Origin of the sequence: Prevotella koreensis (assembly GCF_003977605.1) — a bacterium.
In the GTDB taxonomy this organism is placed as follows: domain Bacteria; phylum Bacteroidota; class Bacteroidia; order Bacteroidales; family Bacteroidaceae; genus Prevotella; species Prevotella koreensis.
Genome location: NZ_RYYU01000001.1, coordinates 2,315,333 through 2,338,177 on the forward strand (window position 1 = coordinate 2,315,333; position 22,845 = coordinate 2,338,177).

At 43.5% G+C, this 22,845-nt stretch carries 15 protein-coding genes, 1 tRNA gene and 2 pseudogenes; 13 read left to right on the top strand and 5 right to left on the bottom strand.

The window, feature by feature from the left end; all coding sequences use genetic code 11:
• The first annotated feature begins 61 nt into the window (after window positions 1–61).
• The gene (locus EHV08_RS09930; RefSeq protein WP_126679129.1) at window positions 62–2,020 is read left to right on the top strand and encodes an AAA domain-containing protein; all 1,959 of its coding nucleotides are present in this window, start codon (window positions 62–64) and stop codon (window positions 2,018–2,020) included.
• A gap of 159 nt (window positions 2,021–2,179) precedes the next feature.
• Here EHV08_RS09930 and EHV08_RS09935 read toward each other — a convergent pair whose 3' ends face one another.
• Entirely contained in the window at window positions 2,180–2,602 is a 423-nt protein-coding gene (locus EHV08_RS09935) for an HU family DNA-binding protein (protein ID WP_126679130.1), read from the bottom strand.
• A 118-nt stretch (window positions 2,603–2,720) separates the two neighbouring features.
• Window positions 2,721–3,683 carry an IS256 family transposase, variant Zn-binding type gene (locus EHV08_RS09940; protein WP_455430458.1) on the bottom strand — a complete coding sequence of 321 codons (963 nt, stop codon included), beginning with the start codon at window positions 3,681–3,683 and terminating at the stop codon, window positions 2,721–2,723.
• 432 nt (window positions 3,684–4,115) lie between these two features.
• Here EHV08_RS09940 and EHV08_RS09945 point away from each other — a divergent pair.
• The 5 genes and pseudogenes from EHV08_RS09945 to EHV08_RS09970 all read left to right on the top strand — a co-directional run bounded on the left by EHV08_RS09945 (window position 4,116) and on the right by EHV08_RS09970 (window position 9,097).
• A pseudogene (locus tag EHV08_RS09945) lies at window positions 4,116–5,293 on the top strand (IS4 family transposase).
• Window positions 5,294–5,493: 200 nt separating this feature from the next.
• Window positions 5,494–5,943: an HU family DNA-binding protein gene (locus EHV08_RS09950; protein ID WP_126679132.1), complete on the top strand. Its 450-nt coding sequence runs from the start codon at window positions 5,494–5,496 to the stop codon at window positions 5,941–5,943.
• Window positions 5,944–6,018: 75 nt separating this feature from the next.
• Window positions 6,019–6,957: a hypothetical protein gene (locus EHV08_RS09955; protein ID WP_088528990.1), complete on the top strand. Its 939-nt coding sequence runs from the start codon at window positions 6,019–6,021 to the stop codon at window positions 6,955–6,957.
• A gap of 39 nt (window positions 6,958–6,996) precedes the next feature.
• Window positions 6,997–7,976 (top strand): annotated as a pseudogene (locus tag EHV08_RS09960) (helix-turn-helix domain-containing protein).
• Window positions 7,977–7,978: 2 nt separating this feature from the next.
• Entirely contained in the window at window positions 7,979–9,097 is a 1,119-nt protein-coding gene (locus EHV08_RS09970; RefSeq protein WP_238988062.1) for a DinB/UmuC family translesion DNA polymerase, read from the top strand.
• Between the two features lie 259 nt (window positions 9,098–9,356).
• On the opposite strand, the gene EHV08_RS09975 is transcribed toward EHV08_RS09970, so the two are convergent.
• Window positions 9,357–10,097 carry a nitroreductase family protein gene (locus EHV08_RS09975; RefSeq protein ID WP_126679134.1) on the bottom strand — a complete coding sequence of 247 codons (741 nt, stop codon included), beginning with the start codon at window positions 10,095–10,097 and terminating at the stop codon, window positions 9,357–9,359.
• 377 nt (window positions 10,098–10,474) lie between these two features.
• Here EHV08_RS09975 and EHV08_RS09980 point away from each other — a divergent pair, with 377 nt between their 5' ends.
• From EHV08_RS09980 to dnaA, 5 genes are all read left to right on the top strand, one after another.
• Entirely contained in the window at window positions 10,475–13,033 is a 2,559-nt protein-coding gene (locus tag EHV08_RS09980) for an adenosylcobalamin-dependent ribonucleoside-diphosphate reductase (RefSeq protein WP_126679135.1), read from the top strand.
• Window positions 13,034–13,046: 13 nt separating this feature from the next.
• Window positions 13,047–13,427, top strand: a complete 381-nt coding sequence (gene folB / locus EHV08_RS09985) for a dihydroneopterin aldolase (RefSeq protein WP_126679136.1) — start codon at window positions 13,047–13,049, stop codon at window positions 13,425–13,427.
• Window positions 13,428–13,481: 54 nt separating this feature from the next.
• Window positions 13,482–14,666, top strand: a complete 1,185-nt coding sequence (locus EHV08_RS09990; RefSeq protein ID WP_126679137.1) for an N-acetylmuramoyl-L-alanine amidase family protein — start codon at window positions 13,482–13,484, stop codon at window positions 14,664–14,666.
• A 5-nt stretch (window positions 14,667–14,671) separates the two neighbouring features.
• A complete protein-coding gene (locus EHV08_RS09995) occupies window positions 14,672–15,574 on the top strand; it encodes an MlaD family protein (protein WP_126679138.1) in 903 nt (300 codons plus the stop codon).
• A 462-nt stretch (window positions 15,575–16,036) separates the two neighbouring features.
• A complete protein-coding gene (gene dnaA / locus EHV08_RS10000; RefSeq protein ID WP_126679139.1) occupies window positions 16,037–17,446 on the top strand; it encodes a chromosomal replication initiator protein DnaA in 1,410 nt (469 codons plus the stop codon).
• Between the two features lie 106 nt (window positions 17,447–17,552).
• On the opposite strand, the gene EHV08_RS10005 is transcribed toward dnaA, so the two are convergent.
• Both EHV08_RS10005 and EHV08_RS10010 read right to left on the bottom strand, forming a co-directional pair.
• Window positions 17,553–18,023, bottom strand: a complete 471-nt coding sequence (locus EHV08_RS10005; protein ID WP_238988063.1) for a D-Ala-D-Ala carboxypeptidase family metallohydrolase — start codon at window positions 18,021–18,023, stop codon at window positions 17,553–17,555.
• Window positions 18,024–18,046: 23 nt separating this feature from the next.
• On the bottom strand, window positions 18,047–18,403 hold the full coding sequence (locus EHV08_RS10010; RefSeq protein WP_158676077.1) for a hypothetical protein: 357 nt from the start codon (window positions 18,401–18,403) through the stop codon (window positions 18,047–18,049).
• A 744-nt stretch (window positions 18,404–19,147) separates the two neighbouring features.
• Between EHV08_RS10010 and EHV08_RS10015 the strand changes: the two genes are divergently transcribed.
• Together EHV08_RS10015 and EHV08_RS10020 are read left to right on the top strand one after the other, a co-directional pair.
• Window positions 19,148–19,221, top strand: a tRNA-Met gene (locus EHV08_RS10015).
• Between the two features lie 432 nt (window positions 19,222–19,653).
• Entirely contained in the window at window positions 19,654–22,836 is a 3,183-nt protein-coding gene (locus EHV08_RS10020) for a SusC/RagA family TonB-linked outer membrane protein (protein WP_126679141.1), read from the top strand.
• Window positions 22,837–22,845 lie beyond the last annotated feature (9 nt).

Consider the following 22,845-nt stretch of genomic DNA (forward strand, 5'->3'; position numbering starts at 1 on the left):
TACATGTGAAACATCATCTTCCCGAATGAGAAGGTGATGTTTTTTTTATTCCATATCCGATATGTTCCGAGAAAGCCCGATAGATAGTCTTAGACAGCAACATCTTCTGTTACAGATAGAATATGATGAGGAACGGCAGGCATTCCGTAAACAGGCTGATGCAGAAGGACTGGCGAGGCGTATGAAGCGTGGTGACGCATGGTATCCGTTGCGTATCGGAAAAACTTTCTATAATAGCCTGAACCAGCGATGCATCGAGGTCTATCGGAACTCAGAAAAAGATACCGAACATAATTTCGAACCCGGTCGTCCGGTTGCTTTCTTTACCATTACCGTTGGCGATGAGAAGAAACCACAACAGCATCTCCGTTTCTTCAATCTCACGGGAACGGTGAGTTATGTTGATGGTGACCGAATGGTAATTGCTGTTCCCGACAGTGCACAACTTGTCGACATCACAGGCAGTGCTAACGTCGGAATACAATTGTCATTCGATGAGACGAGTTACAGGGCGATGTTTGTTGCACTCGAACGTGTAATAAAAGCAAAGAATAATCGACTGTCCTACCTGCGCGACCTTTTCTATTCTCAACAGATGAAACCGGAGCAGTTTTCGTTCGCCCCAATGCGTTTCTCATATCTCAATGTCACACAAGAGATGGCCGTAAACGAAGTGTTGCGTTCCAAGGATGTGCATATAGTACATGGTCCGCCGGGTACCGGTAAGACAACCACCCTTGTCGAAGCAATCTACGAAACGCTGATGCGTGAGAGTCAGGTACTTGTATGTGCACAGAGTAATATGGCCGTAGATTGGATTAGTGAAAAACTTATTGACCGTGGTGTCAATGTGTTGCGTATCGGCAATCCCACGAGAGTTAATGATAAGATGCTCTCGTTCACTTACGAACGCCGCTTCGAAGCCCACCCCGAATATCCTGACCTGTGGCAACTGCGTAAGACAATACGCGAAATGCGTAATAATCGTAAGCGTGGTGACAATGGCTTTCACCAGAAAATAGAACGGCTGAAGAGTCGAGCCGCCGAGATAGAGATACGTATCAATGCCGAACTGTTCGGTGAGGCACGCGTAATAGCATCCACATTGGTGGGCAGCAGTCATCGACTTCTGCACGGAATGCATTTCTCCACCCTGTTCATCGACGAGGCGGCACAGGCTCTCGAGGCTGCATGTTGGATTCCGATAAGACGTGTTTCGCGCGTTGTGCTTGCCGGCGACCATTGTCAGTTGCCACCTACGATAAAGAGTCTTGCTGCCCTGCATGGTGGACTCGATAAGACATTGATGCAGCGAATTGCCGCAAACCACCCGGAGACTGTCACCCTGTTGCGTGTGCAGTATAGAATGAACGAGCAGATAATGCGTTTCTCGTCAGAGTGGTTCTATGGTGGTAAGATAGAGAGTGCTCCCTCCGTACGATTCCGTGGGATACTCGATTATGACAACCCTATAGTTTGGATAGACTCTGCCACCGCGCTGCCTGATTCCGACGAAGAGCAATCTGATAATGAAAAGTCAAGCCGTCCTTATCATGAGGAATTTGTTGGGGAGTCGTTCGGAAGAATAAACAAACCGGAGGCTGAACTGACATTGAGTGCATTGCAACAGTTGTTCGAGAAAATAGGGCGAGCACGCATACTCGAAGAAAACATAGATGTAGGTATAATTTCACCGTACAGGGCACAGGTGCAATATCTGCGACAACTAATTAAGCGTCGCGAGTTCTACAAACCATACCGCAGGCTCATTACCGTGAACACCGTTGACGGTTTCCAAGGACAGGAGCGCGACATAATAATAATATCCCTTGTGCGTTCCAATGAGCAAGGACAGATAGGTTTCCTCAATGACTTGCGACGCATGAATGTCGCCATCACACGCGCCCGCATGAAACTTATAATAATAGGTGATGTCGCCACCCTGACCCGACATCGGTTTTATAGGAGGCTGTATGAGTATATAGAGGAAGTGGGGAAAGACTTTGTCTGTTCTGTGTGATTAGCGAGATTAGTCTAATCGGTCTGATTGATCTAATCTGACAAATCGGTCTAATCAGACGGTGGGGGGTAACTTTTCAGCACAAAGCCTTTTTGTAATTTTTGTCTTTCTGTCAAAACTCTTTTTTGTCTTTCCGTCTAAGAAATCGTTTTTCCTTTTCTAAAAACTTCTCTTTGCCTTACACCCTTCCGTTATCAGTCGCCGTATTTTCCGTGCTTTCTCCCCTTCGGCACACTCATATCTCCGTCCGAACGGCGTATATTTACAGCGAAAACCGGTGATATGTTTATCTGTTCGGAAATCCTTTGGCGACTCTACCGGCTCACTTCTCACGGCAATATACATCTTCCCTAACTCCCCCATGTTCACCACATGTCCGTTCTGCATAGCCCGCTTTATTGTCTCAAATAATTCCTTCATCACCAGTTTCACGTCCGACGCTTTTGCCGTGCAGTTCTCTTGAATCTGCTGTTCGATTTCCTCCAGTGTCACTTCGCTGTTTTTCACTGTGTGAGCAAAGAATTTTCCGTAGTTTTTGTCACTCTTGATCCCGTTACGCATCAGTCTGAATCTTATTGCCATAGTTCTTATTCTTTAAAAAGGTTATTATTGTTTTTGGCTTATATGACAAAAATGTGCTTATTTTAGAGTCGTTCTCTCTTATATGACAAAAATGTGCTTAAAAACTCCCATTCCCCTTTTATTTCTTAGGGGAATGGGACTTTATAAAGTCCTGAATGAAGATCTTTCTTCTTTCCGTACTGATTCCCTTGTGTAGGTTCAATTTTGTCTTTAAATCTGCATTAAGTGATTCAATAGCATTGTTGGTATTTGGTATCTCCAACTCAGGGTAATCATAGTATGTCCACAAACACGACATATTCCTTTTAAGGCTCAAAAAAGCACTACGTAGAGTTTTATGAGTATAATGTGATTTACCATCTTCTGTTGTTGTTCGTTCCTTAAGAAAATCCTCCCATTTAGTATACCATTCTTCTAAAGCCCCAATAAAGGACTCTTTGTCCGTATGACATAACATCTTGGATATTGCAAGCAGTTCTTTAGAAGCCTCAAGTTTGGGTCTTGAGGTTAGTTTTGTCTTTATAGTCATTACTTGATGGAACTGGCATAATTGGAATTTATAATTGGGGAAAGTTTGTCTAAGTCCCTTAAAACCATCGCATACAAGACCTTGAATGGTATATCCAAGCAATTCCAAGTAGTTTATGCCCTCTTTGTAATCTTCAAGACGTTCATGCCTATTGATAAACTTAAACCAAAGTACATCACCAGACAATGAATCCTTCATAATAACTACACCAAAATTACGTCCCCAATAGGTGACATCCATTAAAACCACTACCGGACGAACAAGAAGGTTGGGCAGTTCTTCTTTATAAGATTTGGTGAGTTTCCTATAAATAGTCCTGGTTGAAACTCCGTACTCCTCTGATAGATCTTTGATTGTAAGATTACCCTTGGAATAACGATTGTTAACAATGCTATTTGTAAGACGCTTATGTCCGACAAAACTCCTCTTACAGCACTTACAATACCAGCGTTGACAACCATTAAGATGACCACGTTTTATAGTCGATTTTGAGCCACAATAAAAGCAGATTTTTTGCCATAAAAATATAAATAGAACAAAGATAATGATTATTAGACAGTTGCAAGGATTTTAAGCACATTTTTGTCATATAAGCCTTGTTTTTTGTTGCAAAGGTACACACGTTACCCCTCAATCCGCAACTACAAACTGCCTACTTAAATGCTACGTCACAGCAATTTGGGCGAAATTACCTTGCAAATTTGCCCAAATTGAAATTCAATTTCGCCCATTTTGCATTGCAATTTCGCCCATTTTGCTTATCGATACATTTTCATTGCATAGTCATTTATAATAAAAATGATTGGCGAAAAGAACTTAATGATATTGTATAAAACATATTATCATTAATAGTAAACTAATTGTTATGATGACTTTTTGTCCCGAACTCGTCTAAAAAGACCTCTGCAAAACCAATAGTGTCCTAAATAATTTTCAAAAAAATGAAGGAAGTTGTTTTCACTAAAGCAAAAAAGTATTATCATAGTGTTCGTTAAAAACCAAAACTTCTTTCATGGCAAAGATAATACTTTCGCTCAAATAATCCAACAGATACCTAAAGATTTATCAAATCTATGATTAAAAAGCATGGAACGGACAAATATTCCAAGGGTTTTAACACATGGAGTCACCTCGTGAGCATGATATTCTGTCAGTTCGCCGACTGCGTATCCTTGTGTGAAATAAGTAACGGTCTGCACTCCGCCAATGGCAACCTGAATCATTTGGGTATTCTCCGCTCTCCCTCGAAGTCAAACATCGCTTATCAGAATGAGAAACGCTCCTGCGCATTCTTTCGCGAATGCTATTACAAGTTGCTGAATCATTTCGGACAGCAGGTTCGATTCTCGGGACGTAAGTTCCGCTTCAAGAATGCCGTCTATGTCATTGATTCCACAATTATCACACTTTGTGCCGAGGTGTACGATTGGGCGCACTACACCCATTCAAAGGGAGCCGTGAAACTGCACACGTTACTGAATTTCATGACGCTGCTTCCAGAATATGTGCATATTACGGATGGAAAGGTGGCAGATAATACGGCCGCAAGGCATGTAGAGGTAAAGCCCGGCAGTATCGTTGTGAGCGACAGAGGATACTTTGACACGCGTCTTCTGAACATTTGGGACAGCATAAAGGTGTTCTTTGTAGTCAGAGTCAGGGACAACCCGGTTTATAAGCGAATTGAAGAACGTGACTTGCCTGACAACGCTTATCCGGAAATACTCATTGATGAGATAGCGATACTCAAAGGAAACGAAACAGCCGAACAATACCCCAAGCCCATACGGAGAATTGCCGTGTACAATGCAGAACACGGATTTACAATAGAACTACTCACCAACAACATGAAACTTTCCGCAGGAACAATTGCCGGGTTGTACAAGGCAAGATGGGATATTGAGGTCTTCTTCCGAAACCTAAAGCAGAACTTTCATATAAAGAGTTTTGTCGGAACATCATCAAATGCCGTAGAGATACAGATATGGACGGCACTCATCACAATATTGCTCTTTGCCGTGCTCAAACAGCAGGCAACATACAAATGGCACTTTTCGAATCTTGTTTCATCGCTAAGGCTCAACACATTTACGAAAATCGACCTGTATAAATGGATTAACAAGCCATTCACACCACCGCCTGAGAACGAATTTGAAACATAGGGGGTATGTGCTGTTTGACGTTGGAACAAAATATGTCAAATCATATGATTTGATGCAACTTTGTATGTGTTTTAACAAAAATTATTTAGGACACTATTGGGTTTTTGCAATAAATCAAGTACATTTGCGTTATCTAACAAAAAGCTTTTGCTGAAAGCCTATACCTCCGACTTCGGCAGAGGAGGAAAAACTATTGAATTATGGCTAACAAACCTTCACAGTTCGTTCTTGTAGAACGCAAATTGAACATCGGTGCAAATGCCGGTAAAGTCGTGCAAATAGCCCAGCCAACGGGTAGACATCGAGTGAGTTTCCGCAATTTCTGTGAGCGTGTGGCGAAATCGACTACATTCAACCGTCAGGAAGTGGAAGCCGTATTGAACTACGCCACCGAGATTGCCAGAGACATCGTGGCAAATGGCGACATCGTAGAATTTGGTGATTTAGGTACGCTCAAACCTTCATTCAAGAGTAAATCCGTCCCTAAAGGCGAGGTTTTTAATGTGCAGAAGCATATCGAGAAACCGGTTGTACGTCTCAGCCCATCGAAGAAATACTTTACACTTACCGATGTGAGCTACGAGCAAACGACGGCCAAACCCAAGAAAGGTGAGAAGCCGAACGACAGTGGTAATGAGGAATATCCGTAATTTCATTAAAGTGGCGGAGCGACTGGCGGCAAAGGCAGTTGCTTCACTTATATCAATAATTAATATAAAAACGCAATGAGAATAGAAGTTGAATACAAAAATCACACTGGGGAACTAACCCCTAAGACATTCCCAATGACACGACTTGCTTTTGCTAAACATTTAGCGATTGCCGGACAAGCTTATGCTCCTTGTCTACAGAAATTTATTCGATTCGTTGGTATGTATTGGAGTTATAGCTATTATATACAAAAAAGGGCTTTTAATGAAGACCGTTTTTCAGAGCCACCAATTCAACTCTCGGATCCTACAGAAAAAAGTCATTTTTCTAATCTTGCAGGGAAAGCCATTGCAGATTTTCTTTCAAAACGAATAGATCAGAGTATTTTCACCGTGAATTATGAAGCTGCAATGAGGTTAAGGAATATACCTATTAAGGGTTGTCGACCGGATTTACTTGCTTATAAATCCAATGAAAATATATTCGCTATTGAGGCTAAAGGCTATTCGGGCGGATGCAGAAATATGCAAAAACATAAGGATCAATCCCAACAAGGTGAAATCCCTGTTAATTTTTCGGTTGCATGTGTCTCATATGATCTTTACAAAAAGGTTAAGTGCAACTATTATGATCCGTTCAATGACAACATTCCATTTGATGAAGAGCTATTTAGAGAGCTAACGAAAAATTATTACAGAGGGCTTTCGGAGTTCTTGATCTTTCCCCATAGAGAGCACCAGATTCAAGACGAAGCTTTTTATGAAGTAGAATTGTTTCCTCATTTTTTTGAAGAAATTCTATCAGACAATATGCATTTTCGTTATTACAGAGACTTTTGTCGAGATGTTTATTATCGTTGCCCAAGATTAATATTGCCTGGTAGAATCAGAGAATATGCAGAAGCTGGTTTGCCAAGAGAAACAAGACCTTTTTCATTTGAGGGAGGAGAACGAGACCACGATTTATACATAGATAATGACAGAGTTGGACTAATAATAAATAGCACTACCTAATAATGGTATACAATAAAAAAATGCATTAATAGAACGCATATGACCATAGAATTTTGTGCAATCAATAAGCCAAAAGATTGGATGGAGATGGTTGCTGAGTAATTCGGCACATCGGTAACGGATAACGGTTTTGCCGTTCCGCCTTCAATCGGCAACGGATTTTTCAAGCAATACTACCCGTTGTCATGGCTCACATTGACCTTATAAGTTTCATGTCGTACGAACCGATGACAATGGTGCATCGCTCGGTAGAAAACTCAAAATGGATTCCCGTGACGTTCTACAGCAACGAGCATAAACACGAGCAGATTATCGGCACAAGCACAAAAACGGTCGGGGGGGGCACGCTCGACGGTATCTTTATGCCTTCAAGCAATATCCCTACGGAATGGACTTTCGCTCCCAAACGACAGTATGAAAACATCACATTGACCTTCAACAAAGACTGGATAGAGCAAATGGATATGGCTCACGAAACCTATATCGGTTGGTTGCTCTGGTCGGACAAGTCTTTTTATCTCTTCGAGACTATCACACATGCGATGCAACAAGTATTGGACGGTATCAAGGCGATAACCAATAGCGATGCGCCTTTCTCCCCCCCCCATCTGCACGGGAAGGCAATAGAATTGCTGACGATATTCCTTGAAAAACTCGAAAATCGTTCGGAGGTAAAATCTCTTTCCAACTTGAATTTGAACGATGTGGAGGCTGTCTTCCGGGGCCGTCGTCAGATTTTACAAAGTTTGAACAATGTACCGAGCATTCCCGAACTGGAACGTGAAGCCAATATGAGCAGCTCCAAATTACAAAAGTGTTTCAAACAGGTTATCGGAAAAGCTATCGCCGAGTATGCCCTATCCGAAAAGATGGAATGGGCAAAGTGCCTGCTATCCACCCGTCTTTACTCGGTGTCTGAAGTGGGCTATAAAGTCGGATACGCCAATCTCAGCCATTTTACAGAAGCTTTCCATAAATATCATCGTATAAAACCCAAACAATATCTCGATTCTTTATAGAATTGAGAAAGTACACGGCTTCATCTGTGTTGCCATTTCTCTTGAAATTCACGATAAGCATAATCCGACAAGAGACACCTGCCTACTTCCGCTATTCAATAGATGAGTGCTTTATGTATCTTGACGGAATAGGGGAGGAAAGATTGCAGAAATGGGGCGAGGCATTGCACAAAAGGGTAAGGCAGGAGGTGGGTATCTATGTCAGTATAGGTATGGCACCCAATAAGACTTTGGCAAAGATAGCCTCCAGATTATCTAAGAAATACGATGCTTACAGACATTGCTGTATAATAGACAATGACTACAAACGCGAGAAGGCATTGGAATGGTGCAGTATAGAAGATGTGTGGGGGATTGGCAGAAGGTATGCTGCCAAATTGCAGTCATACGGAATGAAGACTGCATTAGATTTTGCCAGACATCATAAGGATTGGGTGCGACAGACATTTAATAATATAAATATTATAAGGACATGGCAGGAGTTAAACGGTGAGGATGTTATGCCAAACGAGGTGCTGACAAAGAAAAAGTCAATATGCACCAGTCGCTCGTTCAATGGTATGGTAAGCGATTATGAAACGTTGCGTAGCCATGTGGCCAACTATGCCTGTCGCTGTGCCGAAAAACTTAGGATTCAAAAAACCGTGGCAAGCATCGTTGGGGTATTTATCAACACGAATGTCTTCCGTGAAGACCTTGCACAATACTGGAACTTCCAAGAAACACGGCTCATCACACCAACGAACAGCACAATAAAAATAGTACAGGCCGCTAACGATGTGCTTAGGCGTATGTTTATACAAGGCTTTCAGTACAAAAAAGCAGGTGTGATAGTTATGGGTATTTCTCCTGACTCGGCAATACAACAAGACCTATTCGATTATAATGTGGAAAAGATTCAGAAGATGCGACGGCTTGATGAAGTGGTTGACCGCATCAACCGCATGAACGGTTCGGAAACTGTCGTAATAGGTAGTCAGCAATACACTAAAAAAGACGGCAAAGGTAAGGCCGATGTTTTTGCCAATGCCATTAAGCACGATTTCAAGAGTCCGAATCCTACAACACGCTGGAATGATATTATTAGGCTAAATGTTGGTGAGAAGCCTAAAAAAGAATAGAAAAGAAACAGATGTTAACGATGTGGTATTTATGGGATAGTGGTTTCGTGTTTTGTCCTTCTCACGTATATGCTCAACAATCAAACAAAATTTGTGCAGACTTATTAACGACAGATTGTGGATAAAAAAACGAAGTCGGGCAGATTCATGTCTGTCCGACTTCGTATGATTACTTGGCCTCTTTCATAGCCATAATGCTAAAAGATAGTTTAGGGTATAAAAGGAAATTCTGTCGCAATGGGTTGTTCGAGGGTAAAATTTACCACATGAACCCTTGTCGCTTCAGCACATCAATCAATGTTGCCGACATCGCCTCATTGTCTTTTTTAGTATATCGTATGTCGGTGAATACCTGTGCGAGGGTCTCCTTGTTGTTTATTCTGACGAACTCCTGATTTTCCGGCAACGCCTCTTTCTCTGCGTAGAAACGGTCGATGCGGTCGGCGGTATAGTCGTTATAAGTCTCGTCATGAACTATTGCCTCTATTGGCAGACGGTCTGACAGTGGCGGATTTTCGTCCGGCCAGCCAAGCGTTATTGTGGCAACCGGCATCACAAGACGTGGCAACTGCAGCACCTCGATTATCTGTTGAGGCATATAAATCGTTGTTCCGAGGTAGCAATAGCCCAATCCCTCCTCATCGGCGAGATTACAGAACGTCTGAGTATATAACAAGGTGTCTGACGCAGCATTAATGAACGATATGAAATTATCATACCCCGGCATTGCTTTCCGTTCCTCTGCCCACCGTGTTGTGCGTCGGAAGTCGGCACAGAATGTCAGCACCACCGGCGCACCTGTCACCATTGGTTGATTGAAATGTGCCGGTGCCAGTTGGCGTTTTTTCTCTTCAGAGCGCGTCACAATTACGCTGTAAAGTTGCAGATTACCCATTGTCTGTGTGCGTTCCGCCTCCTTTAGCAGTCGTGTGAGCAACTCTCCGCTCACTTCCTTGTCTGAATATTTTCTTATACTCCTTCTTCTGTTAATTGATTCCATTATAATTCCGAGTTTTTTAATCACGTTTCCCGCTATCGTTCCACGTGTGGGTTATTATTTGCAAAAGTACGAAAAAAAACAGAAACCGATGTCCTTCCCGTTGTTTAATTTGTTTTTCATTCCTCGATTGTTATGCAAATCGGAATGTTGTATTATTTTTATGACGAATAAAAAAGTGCGAAACGGAAAACTTTTTCGTTCATGAAAAGAAAAAAGTTTCCCATTTTGGAAAACAATTCCTTTAAAGAATAAATAAAAATAACACATAAAGTATTTTTTTGTTTCGTGAAAATAGATTATCTTTGCACCATCCTTAAATACAAAGATTGTCGGCTCTTGATGTCATGGTTGCTGACAGTCAATATCATAAAAAGAAAATGAAACAACTTAAAACATACTCACAAGAAGAGGCATTCGACAAGTCGTTGAATTATTTTGGTGGTGACGAACTCGCTGCTCGCGTATGGGTGAACAAATATGCGATGAAAGACAGTTTTGGAAATATTTATGAGCAAAGTCCCGAAGACATGCACCGGAGGATTGCGAAGGAGGTGGCTCGCATAGAAAAGAAATACCCCAATCCGCTCTCTGCGGAAGAGATTTTCGCCTTGCTCGACCATTTCCGCTATGTCGTTCCGGCCGGTTCGCCGATGACAGGTATCGGTAATAATTTCCAAGTGGCCTCGCTCAGCAACTGTTTTGTTGTCGGTCTTGACGGCGATACCGATTCTTATGGTGCCGTATTGCGCATAGACGAGGAGCAGGTGCAGTTGATGAAGCGTCGCGGTGGTGTGGGTCACGACCTCAGCAATATACGCCCCAAGGGTACGCCGGTAAACAACTCGGCTCTCACTTCCACCGGTCTTGTTCCTTTCATGGAACGTTACAGCAATTCCACACGCGAGGTGGCGCAGGACGGAAGACGTGGTGCGCTGATGCTTTCAGTTAGTATCAAGCACCCTGACAGCGAGGCTTTCATAGATGCCAAGATGACCGAAGGAAAGGTCACCGGTGCCAATGTGTCGGTGAAAATAGACGACGAATTCATGCTGGCAGCCACCGAAGATAAAGAGTATGTGCAGCAATTCCCGATAGATGCAGACAATCCCATGGTCAGAAAGCCAATCAGTGCAAAGAAACTATGGGATAAAATAGTGCATAACGCATGGAAAAGTGCCGAACCGGGAGTTCTTTTCTGGGACACCATAATTCGCGAAAGCATCCCCGACTGCTATGCCGACCTTGGTTTCCGCACCGTCTCTACAAATCCCTGTGGCGAGATTCCGCTCTGTCCTTACGACTCTTGCCGTCTGCTTTCGATAAACCTTTTCAGTTATGTGGTCAATCCTTTCACTGAGAAAGCATATTTCGACTTCGATCTCTTCCGCAAGCATGTGGCTCTTGCCCAACGCATTATGGACGACATCGTCGATCTGGAGATGGAAAAGATTGACCTTATAATGAATAAGATAAAGTCTGACCCTCAGAGCGATGAAGTGAAGGGAGCGGAGTATCATCTGTGGGAAAAGATAAAGGACAAGAGTTCAATGGGTCGCCGCACCGGTGTGGGTATTACTGCCGAGGGTGATATGATAGCAGCAATGGGACTGCGTTACGGCACTCAAGAGGCTACCGATTTCTCTGTGGAAGTACACAAAACGCTTGCACTTGCGGCCTATGGTTCGTCTGTTAGAATGGCAAAAGAACGTGGCTCATTCGCTATTTATGATCCGAAACGCGAAGCCGAGAATCCTTTCGTGATGCGAATAAAGGATGCCGACCCGGAACTTTATGCCGAAATGGAGAAATACGGAAGGCGTAATATTGCATGTCTGACAATCGCCCCAACCGGTACCACATCGCTGATGACGCAGACCACAAGCGGTATCGAACCGGTGTTCATGCCTGTGTATAAGCGTCGCCGCAAGGTCAATCCCAACGACCAGAATGCCCATGTAGATTTCGTTGACGAGGTGGGCGACTCGTTCGAGGAGTATATCGTATATCATCAGAAGTTCCTCAACTGGATGAAGATAAACGGAATAGATACCACGAAACGTTACACTCAGGAAGAAATAGACAAACTTGTGGAGCAGTCGCCCTACTATAAAGCCACGGCAAACGATGTCGATTGGCTCATGAAGGTGCGCATGCAGGGCGAGATACAGAAATGGGTTGACCATTCCATCAGCGTTACCGTAAATCTTCCGAACGACGTTGACGAGGCTCTTGTCAACCGTCTATATGTCGAGGCGTGGCGCAGTGGTTGCAAAGGGTGCACCATCTATCGTGACGGTTCGCGCTCCGGGGTTATGATTCAGGTTAATGAAAAGAAGAAGAAAACCGAAGAAGTGCCACAAGAGAAGATACCATGCAAGCATCCCGTGGTTACCGAAGTGCGCCCGCAGGTTCTCGAATGTGACGTGGTAAGATTTCAGAACAACAAAGAAAAGTGGGTCGCTTTCGTGGGACTGCTCGATGGTTATCCGTATGAGATATTCACAGGTTTGCAGGATGATGATGAAGGCATTATGCTGCCAAAGTCTGTTACCAAAGGAAAGATAATCAAACAGGTAAGTTCCGATGGTAAGAAGCGTTACGATTTTCAGTTCGAGAACAAGCGTGGCTATAAGACAACAGTGGAGGGACTGTCTGAGAAATTCAACCCTGAATACTGGAATTATGCAAAACTTATTTCCGGAGTGCTGCGCTACCGAATGCCGATAGATAATGTGATACGCCTTGTTGGTTCGCTGCAACTGAAGAGTGAGAGCATCAATACATGGAAGAATGGTGTGGAACGTGCATTGAAGAAATACCTCACCGACGGTACGCAGGCAAACGGACAGACCTGTCCCAACTGCGGACAAGAAACCCTTGTCTATCAGGAGGGATGCCTCATTTGCACTAATTGCGGTGCATCGCGTTGCGGATGATAAAACATGAGATATGCAGTTGAAAGAGAGTTGGATAGAACTTGACAACCTGCGCTTCAACGCCTGTCATGGTGTGTTGCCACAGGAGAGACTAACCGGTGGTGAGTTCACGGTGTCGCTGAAAGCAAAATACGACATATCACGCGCCATGCTTTCAGACAACGTGGAAGAAACCATAAGTTATGCTGAAATATTCAAAATCGTAAATAGAGAAATGCTGAACCCGTCTTACCTGCTGGAGAATCTGGCAGGTAGGATAGGTGAGAGCATTTTCAGAGAGATAGAAGGTGTCAGCGAACTGATGATAAAAGTGTCGAAAGTAAATCCTCCGATGGGGGCACAGTGCGACGGAGCCGCCGTTTCAGTTTACTTAATAAATGATAAAACGCCCTGAAAGATTTCGCTTTCTCGCCCATAATTAATAATTTTGCACCTAATTATATAAGGTATGCACAAGAAGTTGTTTTTTGTAACGATGCTTTTATTCGGTATTTTGATCGCTGCGACCGGTGCCGGAAAGAAGACTTTTACACTCGTTATCGATCCCGGACATGGTGGACACGACTCCGGTGCCGTGGGAGCGATGTCGAAAGAGAAAAACATCAACCTCAATGTGGCATTGGCTTTCGGTAGGCTTGTAGAGGCGAATTGCCCCGATGTTAATGTCATTTACACTCGCAAGACCGATGTGTTCATACCTCTTGGCGAACGTGCCAATATCGCAAACCGAAACAAGGCCGACCTGTTCATCTCCGTGCATACTAACGCTCTCCCTAAGGGTAGAGTGGCAAGGGGCTTCGAGGTTTACACACTCGGAATGCACCGTGCCGCCGACAACCTCGCCGTTGCAAAGCGCGAGAACTCGGTAATATCCCTCGAAAAAGACTATCGACAACGTTATCAGGGTTTCGATCCTAACAGTAGCGAGAGTTATATCATGTTCGAGTTCATTCAGGATCGCAACATGTCGAAAAGCGTGGAACTGGCAAAGTATATACAGAAAGAGGCCTGCTTGTCAGCCGGTCGCAACAATAAGGGTGTACATCAGGCCGGCTTCCTTGTGCTCCGGGCTACCTCTATGCCGAGTTGTCTTATCGAACTCGGTTTCATTACTACGCCCGATGAGGAGCGTTTCCTGAATTCCCAAGATGGCATTAGCCGTCTTGCACGTGGCATCTACAACGCTTTTGCGAAATATAAGAACAAGCACTATACGTCAAGCGTTGTTCCTTATGTGAAAGAAGAGAGTCTGCCCGAGCCTGATAGGGAAATGATGGCGGAGCAGACTGTAGAACCCAAGCCTGCCGATAATGACGTACCGGTTGCAGAGGAAATGCCTGTCAAAGAAGATATTGCCGGAATGCCGGTGTTCAAAGTGCAGATACTGATAAGCAAAAAGCCACTAAATGCCGACAATAGCTTGTTCAAAGGAATTACCGGTGTTGAAAGTTACGTGGAGGATAACTATGTCAAATACACTTACGGAGCATCTACCGATTTAAATAAAATACTACGCGTTAGGCAACATCTGCTCGAAAAATTTCCGCAGGCGTTCGTGATTGCCTTTAAGGATGGCGAGAAAATGGACGTGGGACAGGCCGTGCGTGAGTTCAAGACAAATAATAAAAGATAGCATTTATGAATTTTTTTACAAAAGAAGTGAAGATTGCACTCGTTGCCATAGTAGGTCTTGTGGTGCTCTTCTACGGGCTGAATTTCCTTAAAGGTCTCAGCATTTTCTCATCAGAAAAAATCTATTATATAAAGTTCAAGGATGTAAGCGGACTGTCACAGTCGAGTCCTATCTATGCCAACGGATTCCGCGTGGGGGTGGTTAAGGAGGTGATATTCGACTATTCAAATCCTGAGAGCGTGAAGGTGGCAGTGAATGTGGACAAGCAACTGAACATGCCGGAAGGTACGTCAGCAGAGATAGTGAGCGATGTGCTCGGCAACGTGCAGGTGAACTTGCTTTTCGGTGACAATAAGGGACGCCAACTCGAACCGGGGGCGGTAATAGAAGGAGAAATTAATGAAGGCGCACTCGGACAGGTGAAGAAGATGATACCGACGATAGAGAAGATATTGCCGAAACTCGACTCTATAATGACCAATCTTAATGTGCTGCTCACCGACCCGGCAGTCGCGCAATCGCTGCATAACGTGGAAACCGTAACGGCAAATCTTACCACATCGACACGCCAACTGAACATGCTCATGGGACAACTCAATCGTGACGTGCCGGCAATGACACAGCGTGCGGGCAGACTGATGGATAACGCCAATATGGTGACAGAGAACCTTACAAAAGTTGATGTTGAGCAGACAATTAGAAAGGTGAATGCTACGCTCGACAACGTGCAGCAGTTCACCGAGCAACTCAATAGTAACAATGGCTCGCTCGGATTGCTGATGCGCGACCAGTCGCTCTACAATAATCTCAATTCCACGATGCAGTCGGCCGACTCACTGCTGATAAACCTCCGCGAGAACCCGAAACGTTATGTGCATTTCTCTTTATTCGGACGTAAGAATAAATAAAATACCGACTTGTTTGTTTGGTATAAATATGTATAAAATATTCTTTGTTAATTAAAAAGCGTCTAAATAACAAAACGGCTGATTACGAACTTGAAGTCTCATGACCCAAGTGTTTGTAATTAGCCGTTTTAGCGTTTTTTTTAGAACTTTAATCTTATGTTTTTGCCTTTTCTTGAAATAGGTCGTAAGTCGCAATAATACAGGTACTTCGATATTTGCAAGCCCCTTTTTTGTATTGTTTTTTCATCTTCTCTTAAGTGCAATGATTTTAGGACTTTAGCAAATCGGGATATTTTTTCAAAAAAAGGAATATTTGTTAGTTTCATTTTTTTTTCCGAAATTTGCACTCGTGAATGTCGAAATACCTTTTCGTGGAAATGAAGAATTTTCTGAAAGTTCACGAAAGGAAAAACATAAAGCTGACTATTGGGAACATACACCCCAAAAATTAGTAATTGATTGATGGCAAAGAGAAACCAAAACCTCTGGGACGAAACTCTCCGTTTGATAAAAGAGAATGTCTCGGAACAGCAATTCAACACGCTTTTCAAGCTGATGATGCTTGAGAGTTACGATGAGAATTCTAAAGTGATATTGGTGAAAATTCCAAGCATGTTCGTATATGAATATGTGGAGGAGCATTATGCCGATTTGCTGCGCAAGGTTCTCACGCGGACTTTCGGTGCCGGTTTCAAACTCAACTATCGAGTAATTGCTGATATGGAGCACGGTAAGACAAATGTGATAGAGTCGGAACCGGTGCCGAATATCGACAGACAGAGGCCGCGTTCGGGTGTCAATCAGTCGCCTACATTGCTTGATGCCGCGAAGCCGCAACAGATTGATTCGCAACTGAATCCGCATTTTACGTTCTCTAATTTTGTTGAAGGGGCGAGCAATAAGTTGCCGCGAACGGTTGGACTTTCCATTGCCGAACATCCGACTACTACTTCGTTCAACCCGATGTTCATCTTCGGTCCCAGCGGATGTGGCAAGACTCACCTTATAAATGCCATAGGTGTGCGGGCGAAAGAGTTGTATCCGCAGAAGCGAATACTGTATGTTTCGGCTCGCCTTTTCCAAGTACAGTACACCAATGCGGTGCTCAAGAACAGCCTGAACGACTTCATACGTTTCTATCAGACAATCGATATGCTTATCGTTGACGATATTCAGGAGTGGATGAGTGCGGCAAAGACACAAGACACGTTCTTCCATATCTTCAACCATTTGTTCCGAAACGGAAAGCGCATAATTCTTGCTTGTGATCGTCCTCCGGTTGACTTGAAGGGTATGCACGAACGTCTGCTGACGCGCTTCGCGTGCGGACTGACGGCAGAATTGGAGAAGCCTAACGAACAACTGTGCATGGATATCCTGAACCGTAAGATAAAACACGACGGACTGAATATTCCTGAGGAGGTGGTTAAATATATCGCACAGACGGCCAACGGCAGCGTGCGTGACCTCGAAGGTGTAGTGAACTCTCTCATGGCATACAGCATTGTCTATAACCGCGACATCGACATGACACTCGCAGAGAGGGTTATTAAGCGTGCGGTGAAGATTGACGACCGCCCGCTTACGGTGGATGAGATAGTGGAAACGGTATGCGAACATTTCAAGGTGAGCACTTCGGCCGTGGGTAGCCGCAGTCGTAAGCGCGAACATGTAACGGCGCGACAGGTGGCAATGTATCTCGCCCAGAAACATACCAAGATGCCGGCATCGCGCATCGGGCAACTCGTGGGCGGCCGCGACCATAGCACCGTGATACACAGTTGCTCGCAGATAGAGAAACGAATTTCTGCCGACAGCAGTTTCAACGACGAAATGGCAGAGATAGAAAAGCACTTCAAACTGAAAAAGTAACATTTCGATATTTCATGTTTATATATACGTCAGGTATCGAATACACATTTATAAGAAAGAGGAGACAGCAGCGAGCCGGTCTCCTCTTTCTGTTTTTGAGGTTCTGTCATGCCGCCTGATAATAGGCTATGGCGTGTTTTCGCATGAGCACCTCGCTGTAACTTACGTGAATCCATGTTGCTCCGGTGCTTTTGCTGTGCTCGAAAATAAGTTGGTCGAAGGGCGTGTTCTTTCTGATGAAGTCATACATCTTGCGTCCCACTTCCATGGACGAGATGTGAATGTCGGCAGCCTCACCACGTATATGCTGCGAGTATTGCGCTCCGCCCACGGCCTTGTTGAGTTCCTGGCAGCGATAACCACTCGTAATCCTCAGCACTCCGAATCGCCGCCTTATCGGTTCAAGCACATTAATACACAGAGCCTGCAGCCTTTCCACGGTTCTCTTGTCGGGAATGTTCTTGATGTTCATCCTTATCGCCGTACCACTTTGGCACATTTCTTTTAGGGTGAAATGTTCGCTGAGCGATATTCCCATATCGATTGTCGTTTCTGTTTCTTTTGTGTGTTTATTCATTTTGTGGGATATTAAGCATTGTTTCATGAAAATGTGATTAGTCGCAACAGCGGGTGTTCTGTTTTCTCCGCCTGTGCTATGATGCAGCATCTTCGGCACAGTGTAGCGTTGCGCACACCCATACGTGAGCATGCCCTTGTCACTGTACGTCTCGGATTGCGGGGAACGGTTATTCCGAAAGCCGTGCATGCACGTTCCACTAATGTGCAGAATCGGCACGGCGAACCATCATAGTTTGCCAGTGTGTCGTTCATGAAAGTCCAGTGTAGTGCTTCCATGAGGTCGGTTTTCGACGCGTTCCATTTCATCCTTCTACCATCGTTAGATGTAAGAACGAAAGCCATGTCTTTTGCAATCTGCATTCTCATTTTTCGTTCCATCGCATTTCTTTCTGCCAATGCAACGTCTTTGTTTGCTGTGTTCCTTAATAGAATGTTAAACATATTCCTTTCTTTTTTCTTGATAATTTTTAATAAGTCATTATAATAACAGGTGCCTGAATTATCATAATAATAGCCATCTGAATTGTCATAATACTAACTTTTCAAATCATTATAATCACAATCGTCAAAATCATAATAACTTTTTTTCAAATCGTTATCCTTCTGAAAACAGAGTCGTCATTCCTTGTCGGTGAATTTCCGCTTGCAAAATTACCATTCCAATGTGCACAATTCGTTCAAACCACAATCCCTCTCAGTTAAAAAACATTATCCTTCCGGATTCTTTCCTGTGTCCATTTACCGCTCATCTCTCATCCTTTACCGCTCATTGCTCGTCACTTACCGTTCATCCCTTCACGCAATTTCGCCCGATTTGCAAACCAATTTCGCCGAATTTACTCTGCAATCTCGCCCATTTTGCTCTGCAATTTCGCCCATTTTGTTTTCCTCACAAATATCATACAGTTCCCATTCAATCTTTTTATGTCATTCTTTCCTCCCTCCTTTGTGTCTTTAAGTCAAAACCTCTTTTTGTCTTTCTGTCCCCAACATTTATGTCTTTCTGTCCCCACTACCTTTCCGTTTTTCTGTCTAAAAAATTCTTTTTGTCTAAAATAAAATAGGAATTTATTTTGCATATTCCTTTTTTTATATTACCTTTGCACCCGCAAATAGGAAGATGGCGAGATAGCTCAGCTGGTTAGAGCGTCGGATTCATAATCCGGAGGTCGTGGGATCGTGACCCACTCTCGCTACTTTAGATTAATTCGGGAAGCAGTTTGACGCTGTCTTCCCGATTTTTTTATATTGTAATTACCTTTTCTTTGTTCTATAAATCACGTTTTTTTGTTGTTATTAAAACGGTTAAGGGAAAAATAATTAATTTTATTAAACAAGGCTGCGTTGTTTCTTGTTCTTGCTTTTATATATATAATAAGGTGTGGGCTGTTTTTCATGTGTTGTTGGTGTATGTCCGGATGTTTTGGTAATTAATACTGTTTTTATGCTTTTTGCCTTTTACTATTTTAATTAAATTTTCCTACTTTTTGCTTGCTATTTTCTTGATTTTGGTCTTTTTTTAGTTAAAAACATAACTTTTTTACTTAAATATTTGGAAGTAAATAATATTTTATGTATCTTAGCAGAGGTAACCTAAATTATTATTCCAATTAAAGACAAGACTGTTTATGGTAAAAAAACTAACAATGATGTTTGCCTGTCTGTTCCTAAGTTTGGGAATGGCAATGGCGCAGACTCAGGCCTCCGGTACTGTTGTCAGTTCCGAAGACGGTCAGCCTGTTATTGGGGCCACTGTAATGCTCGTAGGTTCAAACAATGGCACAATGACCGATTATGACGGTAAATTCACGTTGTCAGTTCCCGCCAATGGAAAACTTCGCATTTCTTCCGTTGGTATGCGGACACGAGAAGTTACGGCAAGTCAAAACATGAAGATTGTCCTTACTCCTGAGGACAATGCGCTCGATGAGGTTGTGGTAACAGCCTTAGGTATTAAGCGTTCGGCAAAGGCGCTTGGATTCTCGGCTACTGCTGTTAAGGGAGAAGACATTGCGGCTGCCCGTACAAACGACATTATGTCAAGTTTGCAGGGTAAGGTCGCCGGTCTTCAGATTTCTAACTCATCTTCGGATCCGGGTTCATCGAAGTCTGTAATTGTTCGTGGTGTAAGTTCGTTAGGAGGAACCAACCAACCCTTGTATGTTATCGATGGTGTTCCATTGACAAATGCTGCTGTATTCAGTTCTGACGGTCTAAACAAAGGTTTCGACTTTGGTAACGGTGCAGGAGCGGTCAATCCTGATGACGTGGAGAGTATGACAATTCTTAAAGGTGCTGCAGCGACCGCTCTTTACGGTAGCCGTGCCGCAAATGGTGTCATTCTTATTACCACGAAGGTCGGTGCAAGACAGAAGAAGGGATATGGTATCGAGTATAACGGCGGTTTGCAGTGGGAAACACTGTTACGTTTGCCGCAGATGCAAAACCAATTCGGTATGGGTTGGTATGGCGAGAAGACCGACAACGAGAATGGTTCTTGGGGTCCGGCATTCGACGGTTCGATGCTTAGATACGGAAACGTATATGACTTTTCACAGAAGATGAAGTCATACCTGCCGATGAAAAACAATATCAGGGATTTCTTCGATGTAGGTTTCCGCTACAACAACAGCATTTCTTTCAATGGTGCTACAGATGTTAGTACGTATTTCGTTAGTTTGTCGCAGATACATGAAGACGGTATCATTCCGACAGATGCAGATAAATACAACAAATACACATTCTCCGGAAGAGGAAGTCACAAGGTGAATAACCTTACTTTCAGTACATCGCTCAATTATGCTTACCAAAGAAACAACTTCGTTTCTACCGGTCAGGGTGCAGGTTCGATGTATAATAACATCATGCAGACACCGCGTGACATAAGTATCGTCGAACTGAAGAATCTTGATGACCCGTTCAATACTCCCGGATATTATTTCACACCTTATGGCGTGACCAATCCATACTATATCCTGAAAAACTTCAAGAATGAGTATGAGTCGGAACGTTTCTATGGCAAACTCCAACTTGATTACGACTTCTTGAAATACTTCAAGTTGACATATCGTTTCGGACTTGATACAAGTACCGGACATCAGGAAACAGGTGCACCGAACCTTTCTGCTATCTATGCCGGAACACCTAACTGGGCAGATGCTCTGAAGAGTATTACCGGATATTATAATCAGAACACGACACGTCGTCGTGAAATCAACCAAGACTTGATGCTCACATTCGACAAGGATATGATGGATGACCTGCATCTCAATGCACTCGTAGGTTTCAACGGAAATGAACGCACATACTCTTGGCTTTACGGTGGAGTGACAAATCTTACAATACCTACATGGTTCAACCTTGGCAACTCGGCAGAAAAACCTATTATCGATAGTTACAGTCAGATGCGTAGGCTCATGGGTGTTTTCGGTCAGGCAGAAGTTGCTTATAAGAATATGCTCTATCTCACACTCACCGCACGTAATGACTGGTCATCAACACTGCCTAAGGGTAACCGTTCGTTCTTCTATCCCGGTTTAACCGGAAGTTGGATATTCTCAGAGATGTTCAATGATGACATGAAGAAAATCATTAGCTATGGTAAGTTCCGTGCCGCATGGGGTAAGACCGGTAACGATGCTAATCCTTACATGACAGGAGTGGTGTTCGCACAGTCTTCTGCAAATTCAAGTGGATGGGCAAGTAGTGGTTTCCCATTCAGCAACGGAAACTGGAACGCATACACACTGGGCAATATTCTTGGAAGCAAGACGCTTAGTCCGGAGATGACAACCGAAATCGAAATCGGACTTAACATGATGTTCCTTCAGAACCGCATCGGATTCGACGTGGCATTCTATAACAGGGAGTCTGATAAGCAGATTTTCTCGCTCGATATGGATCCCTCAACCGGTTTCGGAGCGCAGAACATGAATCTTGGTAAGATACGTAACAGAGGTATCGAGTTGATGTTCAACGCTACTCCGGTTAAGATAAAGGATTTCTCTTGGGACATTATATGGAACTTCACCAAGAACTGGAGTAAGGTTGTAAGCCTTCCGGAGTCTCTCGGTGGAAGCACTGCAATTTGGGCATTTACCGGTGGAACCGGTCTTTATGCAGAGACTGGTAAAGAACTCGGACTCTTCAAGGCATACGTTCCGGTTCGTGACGACAAAGGAAACATAGTTGTTGACAACCATGGTCTTCCTGTTAAAGATGCCGAGCAAAAAGTAGTTGGCAGTATGAACTATAAGTATCAGATGGGATTCAGTAATACGTTCCGTTACAAAGGAGTTTCGCTCGCGTTTGATATTGATATTCGCAAGGGTGGTGTTATGTTCTCGCGTACTAAGAGTATTAACTATTTCGTAGGTAATGCTATCCAGACTGCATACAACAATCGTAATCCGTGGATCATTCCTAACTCTGTAGTTGCAGAAACCGATGCTAGTGGCAACACTATTTATACTCCAAACACTACACCGCTTGATGCTACAAACATCTTCAATTATTGGAACAATGGTGGCGATCAACTTGATGCAGCATTCCTTGTTGACAAGTCTTATGTGAAACTTCGTTCTGTCGTTCTCAGTTGGGACCTGCCAAGCAAGTGGCTTGCAAACACATTCCTGACAGGCGTAAGATTGTCGTTATTCGGCAACAACCTGCTATTGTGGACTCCTTCGGAGAATACGTTCATCGATCCTGAAATGACTTCATTCGGTAACGATTTGAAAGGTAACTTCGGAGAGTATTCCGCTAATCCAAGTTCACGTAAGTTTGGTTTCAACTTAACTGTTAAATTCTAAAGAACAGGA